The following is a 15,944-nucleotide window of genomic DNA, read 5'->3' on the forward strand; positions in this document are numbered from 1 at the left end:
GCTGAACAGTAGAAATCAGCCACGGCCGCTTTCACAGCCCTCGCCCTTCCCTCTCCCGGCCGCGTCGATGCGCCCGGGCCGTTCATGTCCTTGAGCCACATGTCGCAGAAAATTACCGAGCTTCTGTCGCGGCTGGAAAAGCGGCTGGACAGGTCAGCGATTGTCTCGGCTGAGGAGGCCGGACCACGCTACCGGGAAGACCCCGACGGCAAGGACGGCGCGCCGCCGGCGATCGTCTTGCGTCCACGCACGACCGGCGAGGTGTCGGACATTCTGCGCCTGTGCAACGAGGTCGGGCAAAGGCTCGTCGTCCAGGGTGGCCGCACCGGTCTTGCGGGCGCGGCGCGCATCCAGCGCGGCGAAGCGGTGCTGTCGCTGGAGCGCATGACTTCCGTTGAGGCTATCGACCGCGAGGCGGCGACCATCATCGCCGAGGCCGGCGCGCCGCTGCAAGCGGTGCAGGAAGCCGCCGATGCGGCCGGCTTGCTGTTCGGCGTCGACATCGGAGCGCGCGGCACGGCCACCGTCGGCGGCAATGTCGCCACCAATGCCGGCGGCATCCGTGTGCTGCGCTACGGCATGTACCGGGCGCAGGTGCTTGGGCTGGAAGCGGTGCTTGCCGACGGCAGTATCCTGACCTCGCTCAAGGGTTTGGCGAAGGACAACTCCGGCTACGACCTCAGCCAATTGTTCATCGGCAGCGAAGGCACGCTCGGCGTGGTCACGCGCGCATGCCTGCGGCTGCATCCGAAGCCGGCCACCGAGATCAATGCCTTCTGCGCGCTTGCTTCGCTGGACGCGGCGATCACGTTGCTTGCGCTGCTCAGGCGGAAGCTCGGGCCCTTGCTATCGGCCTATGAGGTGAATTTCGCACCGCTCTATGGCGCCATGATCGCCGGCATGGAGGCGCCGGCGCCGCTGCCGGTCGGCTCGCCCGTCTATGTGCTTGCCGAGATACAGGGCAGCGAGCCCGACCGCGACCGCGAACGTTTTGCCGCGGTGCTGATGCAGGCGGTTGAAGATGGCGTGATCGACGACGTGGTCGTCTCGCAATCGCCGCGCGAATTCCGGGCGCTCTGGGCGGTGCGCGAGGAGGCCAACCGTTTCCTGTTTTCGATGGCAGGCCTGATCGGCGTCGATATCAGCATCCCACTGGCGAGAATGGCGACTTTCCTAGGCGAAACAGAAGCCGGCATCAGGGCCGTCGACCCTGGCGCCGACATCTACGTCTTCGGCCATCTCGGCGACGGCAATCTGCATTACCAGGTCCGCACCGCGGATCCGGCGGCCGCATACGGGATCATCTACCAGGGTGTGGCCGCGGCTGGCGGCGGCGTCTCGGCCGAGCATGGCATCGGCCTGGACAAGAAGGAATGGCTGCACCTTGTGCGCAGCGACGCCGAGATCGCGGCCATGCGGCGCCTGAAAGCAGCCTTCGACCCGAACAACATCCTCAATGCCGGGCGCATCTTCGACCTCGCGCCGGGCTGAAATCGAAGGTGCGTAGCGCTGGCCGGGCGCTGTCTCTATCTGGTCGCGCCCTTCAATTCCGCATGCGCAACCGCGATGCGGGCAGCAAGCGCGGCGTTGTTGCGGACAAGCGCGATGTTGGCCTTCAGGCTGCGGCCTTGCGAAAGCTCATTGATGCGTGCAAGCAGAAACGGCGTCAGTTCCTTGCGCCCGATGCCGCGCTTCTCGGCCTCAGCCACGGCCGCTGCGATCGTGCCGTCGATGAACGCCGGATCGAGCGCGTCCGCTTCGGGAATAGGGTTGGCGACGAGAATGCCGGTGCCGGATTCCATCTCGTCATGCAGCAGCATGGCTCGCGCGATCTCATCGGGCGTGTCGAGGCGATGATCGGCCTTGAGCCCGCTGGAGCGGGTGTAGAAAGCCGGAAAATCATCGCTCCCATAGGCGATCACCGGCACGCGCTGAGTTTCCAGATATTCCAGCGTCTTCGCAATATCGAGGATCGACTTAACTCCGGCGCAGACGACGGTCGTGCCGGTTTGGCCGAGTTCGGTCAGGTCGGCGGAGATATCGAAAGTGGCTTCGGCGCCGCGATGCACGCCGCCCACGCCCCCGGTCGCAAAAATGCCGATCCCGGCTAAAGCGGCGATCCGCATTGTCGCCGAGACGGTGGTTCCGGCCGAGCCGCCGCGCACCATGATGGCGGCGAGATCGCGCCCGGAAGCCTTGACCACGCCCTTTGCCGCTGCCAGCTCTTCCAGCTCACGGTCGTCGAGGCCAACCTTGATCTTGCCGGCGACCACTGCGATCGTGGCGGGCACGGCGCCGTTTTCACGCACCACGGTCTCGACACCACGGGCAGTTTCCAGATTGGCCGGATAGGGCATGCCGTGGGTGATAATCGTCGATTCCAATGCCACCACCGCGCGGCCTTCATCAAGCGCAGCAGCGACTTCATCGTTCAGGTGGACAAGGAAAGGTTTCATATCATCTCGCTTTCAGGCAGGAATGCGGTACATGCCGGCGGCAAGGAAGCGCGGCGACAGATCGGGATGGACGCTGGCTTCGCTCTCGGTGGTCAGTGTGGCAAGTAGCGCGCCGGTGCGCACGGCATGAGCGACCGGCTCACCCGAAAGCACCTTGTACAGTGTGCCGGCGATCATCGCGTCACCGGCGCCGGTGATATCGACGGGCTGCGCCGGGACGGAGTGCATGGTCGTCACACCGCTCTCAGTCGCAACGGCAAATCCATGCGCGCCCACGGTCACGATCACCTCGCCGGCGCCGGCCGCGCGCAGCGCTGCCGCTGCTTGCTCCGGCGTCAGCCGCCTGTCGGCATCCGAAATGCCGAGCATCGTATTGGCCTCGTCATGATTGGTGAACAGAAGATCGATGCCGGTCAGGTCCTTCGGCAGGCGCGCTGATTTCGGCGCCGATACCGTGTCGACTGCGAGCTTGAAGCGCGCACCCTGCTTGCGCGACATCAGTGCTGCGAGGGTCGCGGCCGGCAGATTGCAGTCGATGAACACCCATGTCGCCGAAGCCAGATGCGGCCAGAAGCGGTCGAGATAGGACGACGAAAACAGATCGAAGATCTCCATGTCGGCAATGCCGAGCACGAGGTCGTTGTTGCGGTCGAGGATGGCCGCGTATTCCGCCGTCGGCCGTTCCGTGGTGGTGATGATCTGGCTGACATCGGCGCCGAGGTCGCGCAGATGCCGGACCAGTGAGCGGCCGGTTTCATCGTCGCCGACGATCGAGACGAAGCTTATATCGACGCCGAGGCGGGCAAGGTTTTCGGCGACGTTGCGGGCAACCCCGCCGAAGCTGCGATAGCCGTCGACCGGGTTCGACGTCTCGAAAATCAGATCCTTCTTGGCGTGGTATTTGCGGTCGAGCACCGCGCCGCCGACGCAGACCATGCGCTTGGACGTCGGCAAGACGTAACCACGGCCGAGAATGTATCCCTTGTTGACGAGTTGCACGATGTGGGCCGCGACCGTCGAGCGGGCGATGCCGAGCACCGTTGCTATGTCCTGCTGGCCGGCGAATGGGTTCGCCGCAATGAGGTCGAGAACCGCTTGTTCCTGTGCTCCAAGGTCGTCCATTGTCTCACCCGGCCGTCAAATTCGAAGCTGAACGCTTTCGCAACAACAGATGACATTGTCAACATTTGTTTCGACCGGCGGCATTTGACCAATCGGCGCTCCCGCGACTCTCTGCCAGCCGGACGAAGAAAGCGGGTGAGCACATTGAAGAAAGCTATTTCACCAAGGAGGACGAAAGTTGCTCTTGTCGGCGTGCAGCGCCGGGGAGAAACTGAGGCCTTAACGAGACGGCGAAGAGCGCTAAGCCTTCAGCACCGAGACGGCCAATTCGCTGTTGTGGACGTATTCGTTGGCGTCAGGCTGCTTCTGCACGAGCAGGATGAACAGCAGGTCGGTCACCGTCAGTTGTGCATCACGCGCAGTTATCGATGACGAGCGCGCGCGCTCTTCATCGGCGATCGTGTGGAGGCGAATATCGGCAACCCGGCTCAGCGGATTGTCGCGAAGTCCGGTGACGGCGATCACGGTGGTGCCACGTTTGCGGGCAAGTTCAGCTATCCGCAGGGTTTCGATGCTCGCCCCGGAATAGGAGAGCGCGAACAGCACGTCACCTCTTCCAAGCGTCGAGACATTGGCCATCTGCACATGGCTGTCGCTGTCGTGCAGCACGTTGCGGCCGAGTTTCATCAGCTTGTAGGAAAAATCGCGCGCCACCAGCGAGGATGCGCCGACGCCGGCCAAATGAATGCGGCGCGCACCATTCAATGCTTCGAGGGCCTTGCCGATTTCCTGCTCGGTGTTGGCCGCGACGGTCTGCTGCATCGACAAAAGCTTGCTGCCGATCAGCTTGCGCAGGATGACCAGATAGCTGTCGCCGACCTCGATCGAACCGTGGATCATGCCGGCCGGCACGTGCCATTCCTGCGACTTGGCCTCGCTGACGGCGAGCTTAAGCTCCTGATAGCTGGAATAGCCGAGCTTCTGGCTGAACTTGACGACGCTCGACTGGCTGCGGCCGATCTCGGCGGCAAGCGCCGCCGTCGACAGGCGGAGCATCTGGTCGGGATTATCGACGATATACTGACCGATCTCGCGGTCGCCGGGCGCCATGACTTCGAGCTTGGCCTCGATCTTCTTCAGGACGGACATGCGTTCCCCCATTGCCTGTCATAGACAACGCCAAGCCAAGGAATAAATTATTCCGCCTCTGATTGACAGCCAAGAATGAACCATCAAATCTCGACTGGTGCGGTTGCGGCCCAGCCTTCGGGCATGTCGACGATTCGGACATGAAAAGATCGTAGACTCGCCGACAGCTCGGGATTAGGTCAGAGCCATGGACAAATTGCGGATCGTCGGCGGGCACAGGCTTGAGGGCGCGGTGACGATCTCCGGCGCCAAGAACGCGGCCTTGCCGCAAATAGCGGCGGCGTTGCTCAGCCCCTATCCGCTGCAGCTGACCAACCTGCCTGAGGTGACGGATATCGACAACATGCTTGGCGTCGTCGGCCTTCATGGGGCCGAAGTCACCAGATCGGCGCATGCCGCCACAATCGATACCAGTGCTGCCGCTTCCAGGGAGACAAGCTACGATACCGTCAGGCGCATGCGCGCGACGGTGCTGGTTCTCGGTCCACTGCTTGCCCGCTTCGGCCATGCCCGGGTCTCGCTGCCTGGCGGCTGCGCGATCGGCGCACGGCCGGTCGACATGCATGTCGCCGCACTTGCCGCACTTGGCGCCGATATCGCGATCGAAAACGGACTGATCGTCGCGTCTGCGCCGGGCGGACTGAAAGGCGCGCGCATCGTTTTGAGCTCGCCGTCGGTCGGCGCGACCGAAACGGCGATGATGGCGGCGACGACGGCAAACGGCGAGACCGAGATCCTCAACGCGGCCCGCGAGCCGGAGGTGGCCGATCTTGCCGCCTGCCTGAACGACATGGGCGCGCGGATCGAGGGCGCCGGCACGCACCGCATCCTGATCGGGGGCAGCACAGACTGGCGCGCCGCCACGCACGACATCATTCCGGACCGGATAGAGGCTGGCACCTATGCCGTCGCAGCGGCCGTCACCGGCGGTCAGCTCGAGCTGACCCACGCGCGGCTCGAGCACATGGCATCCGTCGTCCAGCTGCTCGAAGCAGCCGGTGTGAAAATATGGCCGGGCGACCGCGGGCTGATCGTATCGAGAGACGGGCCGCTCAAGGCGGTCGACGTGACGACGGAGCCCTATCCGGGCTTTCCGACCGATCTCCAGGCGCAGTTCATGGCGTTGATGTGCTGTGCCGAGGGCGCTTCGCTGTTGCGCGAGACGATCTTCGAGAACCGCTTCATGCATGTGCCTGAACTAATGCGGCTCGGCGCCAATATCAAGCTGCAAGGCACCATGGCGCTGGTGCGCGGAGGCGAGAAGCTGAAGGGCGCGCAAGTGATGGCGACCGACCTGCGCGCCTCCGTCTCGCTGGTGCTAGCAGCGCTGGTGTCGGAGGGCGAGACGACGATCAATCGCGTCTATCATCTCGACCGCGGGTACGAGCAGTTGGACCGCAAGCTCCGGCTGTGCGGCGCCCAGATCGAACGAATAAGGCAATGAGTGCCGGTCGGGCGTCTCCGCATTATTTCCTGGGCGTCGATGGCGGCGGAACCGGCTGCCGGGCGCGTATCGAAGACGAGGCAGGAACCGTGCTCGGGCAAGGCCTGTCGGGCCCGGCGACAACGCGACTCGGTATAGAGGTGGCCTGGGCCTCGATTGCCAAAGCCTTTGGCGCGGCGATCGAAGAGGGAGGGTTCACGGCGGCGGAAATCGCCAGGATCCGCGCGGGTATCGGTGTTGCCGGCATCGGCCGTAAGGGTGCGCTCGAGGCGTTTCATGGCATCGAACAACCCTTTGCGAGCATCGACTTCGTCAGCGACGGCGTCGCGGCTTGCCTTGGCGCGCATTCGGGTCAAGACGGCGCCATCGTCATAGCCGGGACCGGTTCGATCGGGCTCGGCTTTGTCGAAGGGCGCGACCTGCGCGTCGGCGGCTACGGTTTTCCGATTTCCGATGAGGGCAGCGGCGCCGATCTCGGACTGAAGGCAGTGCAGCTTGCCTTGCGAGCCCATGACGGTCGGCATGAGCGGACGGCGCTGCTGGCCGAGGTGATGCAGCGCTTCAAGGACGATCCGTTCGAGGCGGTGGCCTGGATGGACCGCGCCAGTGCGACGGACTATGCCGCCCTGGCGCCGATGGTGATCCGCCATGCCGATCAGGGCGATCCGGCCGGTCGGCGGATCGTGCAAGGCGCTGCCGAGCAGATCGACACCTTCGTGCGGGTGCTGTTCGAAAAAGGCGCGCCGCGGGTTACGCTGCTCGGAGGGTTGTCCAGCCCGCTTGAGCCATGGCTCGCTCCCGACGTCCGCCGACGGCTGAAGCCGGCCGACGGCGACGCGGTTTCGGGAGCCATAATCCTGGCCAGAAAATCCCTCTGCCGCCAGTGATGCCTTGCTCGCAAGGAATATAATATTCCTACTTTCCGTTGACACAGGGAATATCGAATTCTAAAAAGTTAACGAAACAGAACCGGCGCAGCCGGTACGGAGCCGACGGCCAGGTGCAGGCACTGGACGCCGCTTGCTGTGGGCATCACAGTCCTGCTCGCAGTCGCACTTGAAAGTAAGCGAAGTGGTCGAACAAGGGTTGATGTCGGAGCTGGAGCGGCTGGTTTCCGAGGACCGGAACCCGAAAACCATGGACATCGATCTGTTGCCGACCCTCGAGGTGCTGCGCAAGATCAATGACGAGGACAAAGGCGTTGCGGCAGCCGTCGAGAAGGTCATCCCCGATATTGCTGCGGCCGTGGACCGGATCGTGAGCGCGTTCCAGGACGGTGCACGCCTTGTCTATATGGGGGCTGGCACCAGCGGCCGGCTCGGCGTCCTTGACGCCTCGGAATGCCCGCCGACCTTCGGCGTACCCGAGGACATGGTGGTGGGCCTGATCGCCGGCGGCGTCGACGCGCTGGTGCACTCTGCGGAAGGCGCCGAGGACGATCCGAAACAGGGAATAAAGGCGCTGCAGGACATCAAGCTGACCGCCGACGACGTGGTGGTCGGCATCGCTGTCAGCGGACGCACACCTTATGTCATCGGCGGCCTGACCTATGCCAAGGAGGTGGGAGCCACCACCGTGGCGTTGTCCTGCAATCCTCGATCGACCATTGCCGGCATTGCCGATATTGCCATCTCTCCGGTGGTTGGCCCGGAGGTCCTCACCGGCTCGACCCGGCTGAAATCGGGAACCGCGCAAAAGCTGGTGCTCAATATGCTGTCTACCGCCAGCATGATCCGCATCGGCAAGAGCTATCAGAACCTGATGGTTGACCTCAATCCAAGCAACAAGAAGCTTGTCGCAAGGGCGGTCAGGATCGTGATGCAGACGACCGGCTGCGCGGCACAGCAGGCACGACAGGCACTCGACCAGACCGGCAATGATGTAAAACTGGCAATCCTGGTGACGATCACCGGCATGGGTGTCGAAGAAGCACGTAAGGCGCTTGCCAACGCGGGAGGTTTCCTGCGCAAAGCGATAGGCGAAAAGACGGTGTAAAACCGCATGGATACTGGGCCGATGTTCCGGGGCGTGTGTCCCTTTGAAGCGGTCCGGGGAACTGCAAGGCATCTGGTTTAACAATAATGGGAGACGACAATGGTACGGCACATTGGCAAGAAACTGCTTTCCGGCATGACGCTCGCGGCAATGGTTGGCATCGCCGCGCTACCGGTGCAGGCGAGTGCGGCGACGCTGCATATGGCGTGGTCGCAGGACGCCACCGGTCTTGATCCGCACAAGCAGACGGCATTCTCCTCACTGCGGCTGCTGGAGCTGATCTACGAACCGCTGGTGCGGCTCGACGCAAACCTGCAAATCACGCCCGCGATTGCCGATTCATGGCAGTTCTCGCCGGACGGCAAGGAGCTGAGCTTCAAGCTCAATCCGAAAGCAAAATTCCAGAACGGCGCCGCCGTGACCTCGGCCGACGTCAAGGCATCGTTCGAGCGCATACTCGACGAGAAGACGGGTGCTGCGGCGCGCGCCAACTTTCTCTCGATCGCCAGCATCGACACGCCCGATCCCGCCACCGTCGTGTTCCACCTCTCGCAGCCGGACGTGCCGATCCTGACGGCGATGAGCGACGTCAATGCGGCGATCGTCCCGGCAAGCGAAATCGCGGCCGGCTCGATCGGCACGACAACGATCGGCTCGGGTCCGTTCAAGCTCGAAAAATGGGATCCGAATTCCAAGGAAGTGCTTGTCGCCAACAAGGACTGGGCAGGCGGCGCGACCGGCGTCGACGGCATCGAAATCAGCGTGCTGCCGGACGAGACGGCGATCCTGGCGGCGATGCGCACCAAGCAGATCGATTTTGCCCTGCTCAACGATCCGCTTGTCGCCACGCTGGTGCCCAAGGAAGCCAGCCTGCAGTTGAACCGCGTGCCGGTGCTTGCCTATCACGTGCTGCAGCTCAATCCCTCCCGCAAGCCGATGACCGAACTCAAGGTGCGTCAGGCGATTTCCTGCGCCATCGACCGGCAGGAAGTGCTGGACACCGCCTCGCTCGGCGAAGGCAAGGTCACCGGCCCGCTGACCATCCCGGCACTGGCGACCGATCCGAAGCAGTTGTTCTGCTATAAGCGCGACATTGAGAAGGCCAAGCAGTTGATGGCCGAAGCCGGCTATGCCGACGGCTTTTCGGCGACAGTGATCGGCGCCACCGGCGAGCCGCCGACGGCAGCGGCGGAAGCCCAGGTCATCCAGTCGCAACTCGCAGAAATCGGCGTCAAGCTCGACATCAAGATGATGGAGCTCAACGTCTATGTCGACGCCTGGCTGAAGGGCGATTTCGACATGGCCGTCGCGCTGAACGGCGGCAGGGCCGATCCCTACACTATGTACAACCGCTACTGGACCAAGACGGGCAATCTGCAGAAGGTGGCGAACTATATCGACGACACGCTGGACAGTCTTATGCAGAAGGGCCGCACCGAGACCGACCCGGCAGCGCGCAAAGCGATCTTCGCCGACTTCGAGAAGCACATCACTGAGATGTCGCCCTGGATCTGGCTCTACACGTCCTACAGCTACACGGCACAGCAGAAGAATATCGCAGGATTCGAACCGGTGCCGACAGGTTCGCTGTTCAGCCTCGCCAAGGTGACGATCCAGTAGCTGCTTTGTGCCGGACGAGAGGAATTCTTCGCGTGAACTATCTGATGCGGCGACTGGCGACCTTCCCTCTCGTCCTGCTTGGCGTATCCATCGTGGTGTTCCTGGCGATCCGGATGGTTCCGGGCGATTCGATCACGGCAATGCTGGGGACCGAAGCCGGCCTGCTGACGCCGCAGCAGCGCGATGCGCTTGCAGCTTATTTCGGCATCGACCAGCCCTGGTTCATCCAGTACTGGCGCTGGCTGCTTGGTCTTTTCCAAGGTAATCTCGGCATTTCGTCCACCTATGGCAGGCCGGTGCTCGACGTCATCCTCGAGCGTTTCCCGCTAACGTTGGAACTCGCCTTGCTGTCGATGGTCATCGCCCTGCTTGTCGGCATGCCGGCGGGGATCTTTGCCGCCACCCATAACGAAAGGCTGTCCGACCTCGGCGTGCGCGTTGTCGCAATGATCGGGCAGTCGACGCCGAACTTCGTCCTTGCCCTGCTGATCATCTACACGCTGTCGGCGGGGTTTGGCGTTTTGCCGGCGATGGGCGAGTTTTCGCCGCTGTGGCAGGATCCGCTGCGCAATCTCGGCCAGCTGTTGCTGCCTGCGGTCACGCTTGGATTTGCCTTCGCGGCTTCGGTGACCCGCATATCGCGTTCGGCGATGCTCGATGTGCTCAGCGACGACTATGTCAGGACGGCGCGTAGCAAGGGCGTTTCGGCGCGCGGCGTCATCTGGCGGCATGCTTTGCCCAACGCGCTCATCCCGGTCGTGACGCTGAGCGGCATAGAGTTCGGCTACCTCCTGGGCGGAGCTGTCATCGTCGAGCAGATCTATGCGCTGCCCGGTCTCGGCCGCATGGTGCTGGATGCCATCCTGCAGCGCGACTACGCGCTGGTGCAGGGAAGCGTGCTATTCATCGCCTTCAACTTCATGATCGTCAATCTCCTCGTCGACCTCGCCTATGTCGCGCTCGACCCGCGTATCCGGTTAAGCGAGCACTGATGGCGACATTGCGGGCTATATTTGCGCATCCCAGCGGCCGGATCGGCGGTGCCATCGTTGCGCTTTATCTGCTGCTTGCCGTGCTTGGCATGCTGGGGCTGACGCCGCACAATCCGCTGACGCAGCACCGGGTCGAGCGACTGCATGCGCCTGACGGCATCTACTGGATGGGCACGGACCTGTTCGGCCGCGATGTCGCAAGTCGGCTGATGACCGGGATCGGCCAGTCCTTCATCGTGGCCTTCTTTTCGGTCGCCTTTGCGACACTGGCCGGCACCGTGCTCGGGCTGGCGGCAGCCTGGTTCGGGCGCCGCTGGGACGGCATGGTGATGCGCATCATGGACGTTGTGCTGGCGTTCCCGGCGATCCTGCTGGCGCTGCTGATCGTCGCGGTTGCGGGACCGGGAACCTCGACCAGCGTCATTGCCATCGCCGTCGTCTACACACCGATCTTCACGCGCGTCGTGCGAGGTCCGGCTCTGTCGCTCAAGGCGCGCGAGTTCGTCGACGCGGCCCGCACGTTCGGCAGCAGTGCGGGCTATATCGTAACACGGCATCTGCTGCTCAATCTGGTGGCGCCACTGACGGTTCAGGTGACGCTGGCGCTGGCCTGGGCACTGCTGACCGAAGCCGGCTTAAGCTTCCTCGGGCTCGGCACGCAGCCGCCCGCCGCGTCGCTCGGCCTGATGCTGAGCGACAGCCGCAATCTGATGGAGACAGCTCCCTGGCTGATGATCTTCCCGGGCGTGGCGATCATGATCGGCATCCTCGGTTTCAACCTGCTCGGCGATGCGTTGCGTGATGTCCTCGACCCGAAGATGCGGAGATCGATCGCATGATCCCGCTGCTGTCCGTCAGCGGATTGCGCGTCGGCTTCGGCCGCAACCCGCAAGCCAATGAGGTCGTGCGCGGCGTCAGTTTCGATCTCGCCGACGGCGAGACGCTCGCAATCGTCGGCGAAAGCGGCTCGGGCAAGTCGGTCACGGCGCTGTCGATCAATCGCCTCGTCGATTATGGCGGCGGCCGCATCACCGGCGGGTCGATCAAGCTGAGGCGGGCCGACGGCAGCACCTTCGACCTGACAGCCGCAGCCGAGCCGCAATTGACGAAGATCCGCGGCGGCGAAATCGGCATGATCTTCCAGGAGCCGATGACCTCGCTCAATCCGGTGCTGACCATCGGCAGGCAGATCGAGGAATCGTTTCGCCTGCATCGCGGCCTGACCGGCCGGCGAGCGACGGCGGCGGCCAAGGACGCGCTCGACCGCGTGCGTATTCCCGACGCTGCACGGCGGCTGAAATACACGCCCAACCAGCTTTCGGGCGGCATGCTGCAGCGGGTGATGATCGCCATGGCGATTGCGTGCAACCCGCGCCTGCTCATTGCCGACGAGCCAACGACGGCGCTGGATGTTACGGTGCAGGCGCAGATCATGGCGCTGCTCGCCGAATTAAAGCAGGAAACCGGGATGTCGATGATCTTCATCACCCACGACATCGGTCTGGTTGCAGGCATCGCCGACAAGGTGATGGTGATGCAAGGCGGAGAAGCTGTCGAGCAGGGCGCATTGAACCAGATATTGGACGATCCGCGGCATCCCTATACGCGGCATCTGCTTCATGCGGTGCCGCATTTCGCCGGCGGCAGTGCCGCACGCAAGGACGTGCAACGCGAAACGCAAAAAGCTGCCGAGCCGGCGCTGAAGGTCGATGGCCTCGTAGTGCGGTTTCCGGTCAAGGCTGGGTTTTTCAGCCGTACCAGCGGTGCCGTCCATGCCGTGGACGGTGTGGATTTCGAGCTAATGCCGGGCGAGACATTGGCGGTCGTCGGCGAGAGCGGTTCCGGAAAGTCCACCACCGCCCGCGCGATTCTGGGGCTGGTGCGCTCGACGCGCGGCACGATCTCGGCCAGCGCGCGCAAGGCCGCCGCCGGGCAGAGCGCCCTTCCCGTGCAGATGGTGTTCCAGAATCCCTATGGCTCGCTTAATCCCAGACTCACCGTCGAAAACCTCCTCGCGGAGCCGGTGATCGCTACCGGCGGACGGATAACTGCTGAAACGCGGGCGAAAATGGCCGCGCTGCTGAGACGCGTCGGCCTTCCGGAAAACAGCCTGCGGCGCTATCCGCACGAATTCTCCGGCGGCCAGCGGCAACGCCTGTGCATCGCTCGCGCGCTGATGCTCAATCCTTCGGTTGTCGTCCTCGACGAAGCGGTTTCGGCGCTCGATGTGTCGGTGCAGGCCAGGGTGTTGGAGCTTTTGATCGAGCTGCAGCGTGAATTCGGGCTGGCCTATCTGTTCATCTCGCATGACATGGCTGTCGTCGAGCGGATCGCCCATCGCATCGCGGTCATCTATGCCGGCCAGATCGTCGAGATCGGCGATGCCAGATCGGTGCTCTCGGAGCCGAAGCACTCCTATACCAAACAGCTTATCGCCGCCGTTCCTACTATAGACCGGCGGCATGAACGTTTCGAGCTGGACACGCGCCAGGTCCCCTCGCTCGTGCGTCCGCTGGGGTTTGAGCCGGGGCCGGCTAATTGGCAGCAATTCGGGCCGGATCATAGAGCACGGGTGGAAGTGTGATGATTGTCGCCCAAGGATACGAAAGGCCGGAGGGACAGCCCCCTCGCTGCCTTCCAAACGGAGGCGTAGTTGATCGGCCATGATTTCTTCTCCCGCGCATTCGCCCCGCTCGAAGCGGCCGTGGCCGCATCGCGCATTCCGGGCGGCGTGCTCGGCATAGTTGACGGGGACGGCGAACGCATCGTCCGGGCAATCGGCTCAGCCCAAGTCGTGCCCAAGGTACGGCCGATGCATGTCGGGACATGGTTCGACCTCGCATCCTTGACCAAAGTCATCTTCACCACGTCGCGTATCCTGGCACTGGCGGAAGAAGGCTTCATCGACCTCGACGCGCCGCTGATTTCCGTCCTGCCCGACCTTCGCCAATATGACGAAAAAGCCTGGGAACGGAACGTAACGTTTCGCCAGTGTCTCGGCCATCAGACACCGTTTCCCGCCGTCGCACCGATCTACACCTATGGCCATGATCCGGACCTGCTGCGCGCCTTCATCCTGCAGCGCGAATGGCAGGCTGGCGAGCCGGTCTATTCCGATATCAACTTCATCCTGCTCGGCTTCGTCCTGGAGCGCCTGTCTGGCAAGACCATTCGCGACATAGATCCCGGTCCGGGCTTCGCGTTCTCCGCCGAACCGGATCAAGCGGCGGCGACCGAAGACTGCACATGGCGCCATCGCGTGCTCTGCGGCGAAGTCCACGACGACAATTGCTCGGCCTTGCAAGGTGCCGGTCACGCCGGCCTGTTCGGAATGGCGGCTTCGGTCCTCGACTTTGCGCAAGGGCTGCTGGACGGGACCGGCGCGTCGCAGCGTTCGATCGCGCTAATGCGCACCCCCTTGTCGGCGACCCGCACCCATGGCTGGGAGCGACCCTACGAAGGCTGGTCCGGCGGCCGGTTATGCAGCCCCGAAACCATCGGGCATACCGGCTTTACCGGTGTCGGGCTGTGGGTCGACTTCGACAAAGGCAGAGCCTGGACCTTGCTCACCAACCGGATCCATCCGACACGTCATTTCAACAGCGGGATCGCAGCGCTTCGCCAAGCGGTCGGCGATCTCGTCAACGGAGCCTGACAACCATGAATCCGAAAAATGGCGAACCCATGTGGGCCGTCGGCCTGATGACCGGCACCGTGCTGGACGGCAATATCGATGTCGCGCTGATCAAGACCGACGGCGAACGGATTGACGACTTCGGCATCTACACGCTGGCCCCCTACCCGCAGTCGATCCGGACCTTGCTGGAAGAGACGCTGCGGCAGGCAAGGAGCTGGAATTTCACCGGACCGGAACCGGCAATCTTCCACGAGGCAGAGGAAGCGCTGACGCGCGCCCAGTCCGCGGCAGTCAAGGATCTGGTCGAAAGCCACGGGCTGACGATGGCCGATATAGGGGTCGTCGGCTTCCACGGCCAGACCGTGCTGCACCGTGCCCCGCAAGTGGGCCGACTGGGCCAGACCCGCCAGCTTGGCGACGGCGAGCTGATGCATGCCATCCTTGGCACCAGGGTCGCCTATGACTTCCGCTCGGCCGACATGCGCGCCGGCGGCCAGGGCGCGCCGCTGTCGGCCGCCTATCACGCCGCGCTGCTGCGCGAAGCCGACGCCACCGGCGACACGGCGGTGCTCAATCTCGGCGGCGTCGCCAACATCACCTGGTGGGACGGCACGGGCAATGTTGTTGCCTTCGACACCGGGCCCGCCAACGCACCGCTGAACGATTTCATCAAATCGAAGGGGCTCGGCGAAATGGACCGCGACGGCGCCCTTGCCCGCGCCGGCACGGTCGACGAGGCACGGCTGGCCAAGCTCCTGCAGCATCCGTATTTGACCAAACCCTATCCGAAATCGCTGGACCGTTTCGATTTCGGCGCCTCGATGGCGGACGGAATGAACACCGAGGATGGCGCAGCCCTGCTGACGGCCTTCACCGCGGCCGCCGTCGGCAAGGCGCTCGATCTTCTGCCGCGCCGGCCGAAGCGGCTGGTGGTCAGCGGTGGCGGTCGACACAACCCAACGATCATGGCCATGCTTGCCAGCCGCGCTGGCGTGGAAGCGGTTCCGGCCGAGGCGCTTGGCTGGAAGGGCGATGCGGTGGAGGCGGAGTGTTTTGCGTTCCTGGCAGTGCGCGTGCTCAGGGGCTTGCCGATCAGCTTTCCCAGTACGACCGGCGTGCCCCAGCCGATGCGCGGCGGACGCCTTGCCGGCTAACTAAGCCAACAATTTCTTCTGCAGGAAGATACGGCTGCGGCCAATGGGGAAATCGGCAAGCACGCCGAAGGGCAAATAGCCCTGGCGCTCATAGGCCTTGGCGGCCTTGGGATTGAACGTGTCGATCCAGGCGCCGTGACAGTCGCGGGCGATCGCCTCCCTCTCGGCCGCCTGGAGCATCCTGCCGGCCATGCGGTGACCGCGCAGTTTTTCATCGACCCAGAGCCATTGCACATAGAGCCAGCCCCAGGCTGTATATCCCGAGATGCCGGCGACAATAGCGCCGTGCTCATCGCGCACGAACACGGCCAATGCCTTCCTGCAGGAGGCGCCGACATCACTGTCGTTGAACGCCGCAAGCCGCTCTCCGAGAAAAGCCAGCTCGTGCGGCAAGGGGTCGGCGGTTGTCTCAAGCGTTGTATTGTTCATCCGCCA

The 15,944-nt window shown here is 63.6% G+C and carries 14 protein-coding genes; 10 read left to right on the forward strand and 4 right to left on the reverse strand.

The window, feature by feature from the left end:
* Positions 1-99: 99 nt before the first annotated feature.
* Positions 100-1,491: an FAD-binding oxidoreductase gene (locus NKH41_RS03775; RefSeq protein ID WP_352768434.1), complete on the forward strand. Its 1,392-nt coding sequence runs from the start codon at positions 100-102 to the stop codon at positions 1,489-1,491.
* 35 nt (positions 1,492-1,526) lie between these two features.
* Here the strand turns inward: NKH41_RS03775 and NKH41_RS03780 are convergent, their stop codons facing one another.
* The 3 genes from NKH41_RS03780 to NKH41_RS03790 all read right to left on the reverse strand — a co-directional run bounded on the left by NKH41_RS03780 (position 1,527) and on the right by NKH41_RS03790 (position 4,667).
* On the reverse strand, positions 1,527-2,456 hold the full coding sequence (locus NKH41_RS03780; protein WP_352502990.1) for a pseudouridine-5'-phosphate glycosidase: 930 nt from the start codon (positions 2,454-2,456) through the stop codon (positions 1,527-1,529).
* A 12-nt stretch (positions 2,457-2,468) separates the two neighbouring features.
* Positions 2,469-3,578: a carbohydrate kinase gene (locus NKH41_RS03785; RefSeq protein WP_352768431.1), complete on the reverse strand. Its 1,110-nt coding sequence runs from the start codon at positions 3,576-3,578 to the stop codon at positions 2,469-2,471.
* A 240-nt stretch (positions 3,579-3,818) separates the two neighbouring features.
* Complete coding sequence (locus NKH41_RS03790; protein ID WP_352768429.1) at positions 3,819-4,667, reverse strand: MurR/RpiR family transcriptional regulator; 849 nt, start codon at positions 4,665-4,667, stop codon at positions 3,819-3,821.
* A gap of 187 nt (positions 4,668-4,854) precedes the next feature.
* Here NKH41_RS03790 and murA point away from each other — a divergent pair, with 187 nt between their 5' ends.
* The 9 genes from murA to NKH41_RS03835 all read left to right on the forward strand — a co-directional run bounded on the left by murA (position 4,855) and on the right by NKH41_RS03835 (position 15,509).
* Positions 4,855-6,111 (forward strand): UDP-N-acetylglucosamine 1-carboxyvinyltransferase, encoded by a 1,257-nt coding sequence (murA, locus tag NKH41_RS03795; protein WP_352502988.1) that lies wholly within the window; start codon positions 4,855-4,857, stop codon positions 6,109-6,111.
* Positions 6,108-6,998, forward strand: a complete 891-nt coding sequence (locus tag NKH41_RS03800) for a glucosamine kinase nucleotide-binding domain-containing protein (protein ID WP_352472242.1) — start codon at positions 6,108-6,110, stop codon at positions 6,996-6,998. Before murA ends, NKH41_RS03800 begins: the two co-directional genes overlap by 4 nt.
* A gap of 184 nt (positions 6,999-7,182) precedes the next feature.
* Positions 7,183-8,106 carry an N-acetylmuramic acid 6-phosphate etherase gene (gene murQ / locus NKH41_RS03805; protein WP_352542256.1) on the forward strand — a complete coding sequence of 308 codons (924 nt, stop codon included), beginning with the start codon at positions 7,183-7,185 and terminating at the stop codon, positions 8,104-8,106.
* A 99-nt stretch (positions 8,107-8,205) separates the two neighbouring features.
* Positions 8,206-9,726: an ABC transporter substrate-binding protein gene (locus tag NKH41_RS03810; protein ID WP_352472241.1), complete on the forward strand. Its 1,521-nt coding sequence runs from the start codon at positions 8,206-8,208 to the stop codon at positions 9,724-9,726.
* 32 nt (positions 9,727-9,758) lie between these two features.
* Positions 9,759-10,718: an ABC transporter permease gene (locus NKH41_RS03815; RefSeq protein ID WP_352472240.1), complete on the forward strand. Its 960-nt coding sequence runs from the start codon at positions 9,759-9,761 to the stop codon at positions 10,716-10,718.
* A complete protein-coding gene (locus NKH41_RS03820; RefSeq protein WP_352472238.1) occupies positions 10,718-11,557 on the forward strand; it encodes an ABC transporter permease in 840 nt (279 codons plus the stop codon). Before NKH41_RS03815 ends, NKH41_RS03820 begins: the two co-directional genes overlap by 1 nt.
* On the forward strand, positions 11,554-13,302 hold the full coding sequence (locus tag NKH41_RS03825; RefSeq protein ID WP_352472237.1) for an ABC transporter ATP-binding protein: 1,749 nt from the start codon (positions 11,554-11,556) through the stop codon (positions 13,300-13,302). Before NKH41_RS03820 ends, NKH41_RS03825 begins: the two co-directional genes overlap by 4 nt.
* Before the next feature lie 69 nt (positions 13,303-13,371).
* A complete protein-coding gene (locus tag NKH41_RS03830; RefSeq protein ID WP_352768426.1) occupies positions 13,372-14,373 on the forward strand; it encodes a serine hydrolase domain-containing protein in 1,002 nt (333 codons plus the stop codon).
* Positions 14,374-14,378: 5 nt separating this feature from the next.
* Positions 14,379-15,509, forward strand: a complete 1,131-nt coding sequence (locus tag NKH41_RS03835; RefSeq protein ID WP_352612219.1) for an anhydro-N-acetylmuramic acid kinase — start codon at positions 14,379-14,381, stop codon at positions 15,507-15,509.
* Here NKH41_RS03835 and NKH41_RS03840 read toward each other — a convergent pair whose 3' ends face one another.
* Complete coding sequence (locus tag NKH41_RS03840) at positions 15,510-15,938, reverse strand: GNAT family N-acetyltransferase (RefSeq protein ID WP_352612217.1); 429 nt, start codon at positions 15,936-15,938, stop codon at positions 15,510-15,512.
* Positions 15,939-15,944 lie beyond the last annotated feature (6 nt).

It is taken from the genome of Mesorhizobium sp. M1169 (assembly GCF_040318345.1).
Lineage (GTDB): Bacteria > Pseudomonadota > Alphaproteobacteria > Rhizobiales > Rhizobiaceae > Mesorhizobium.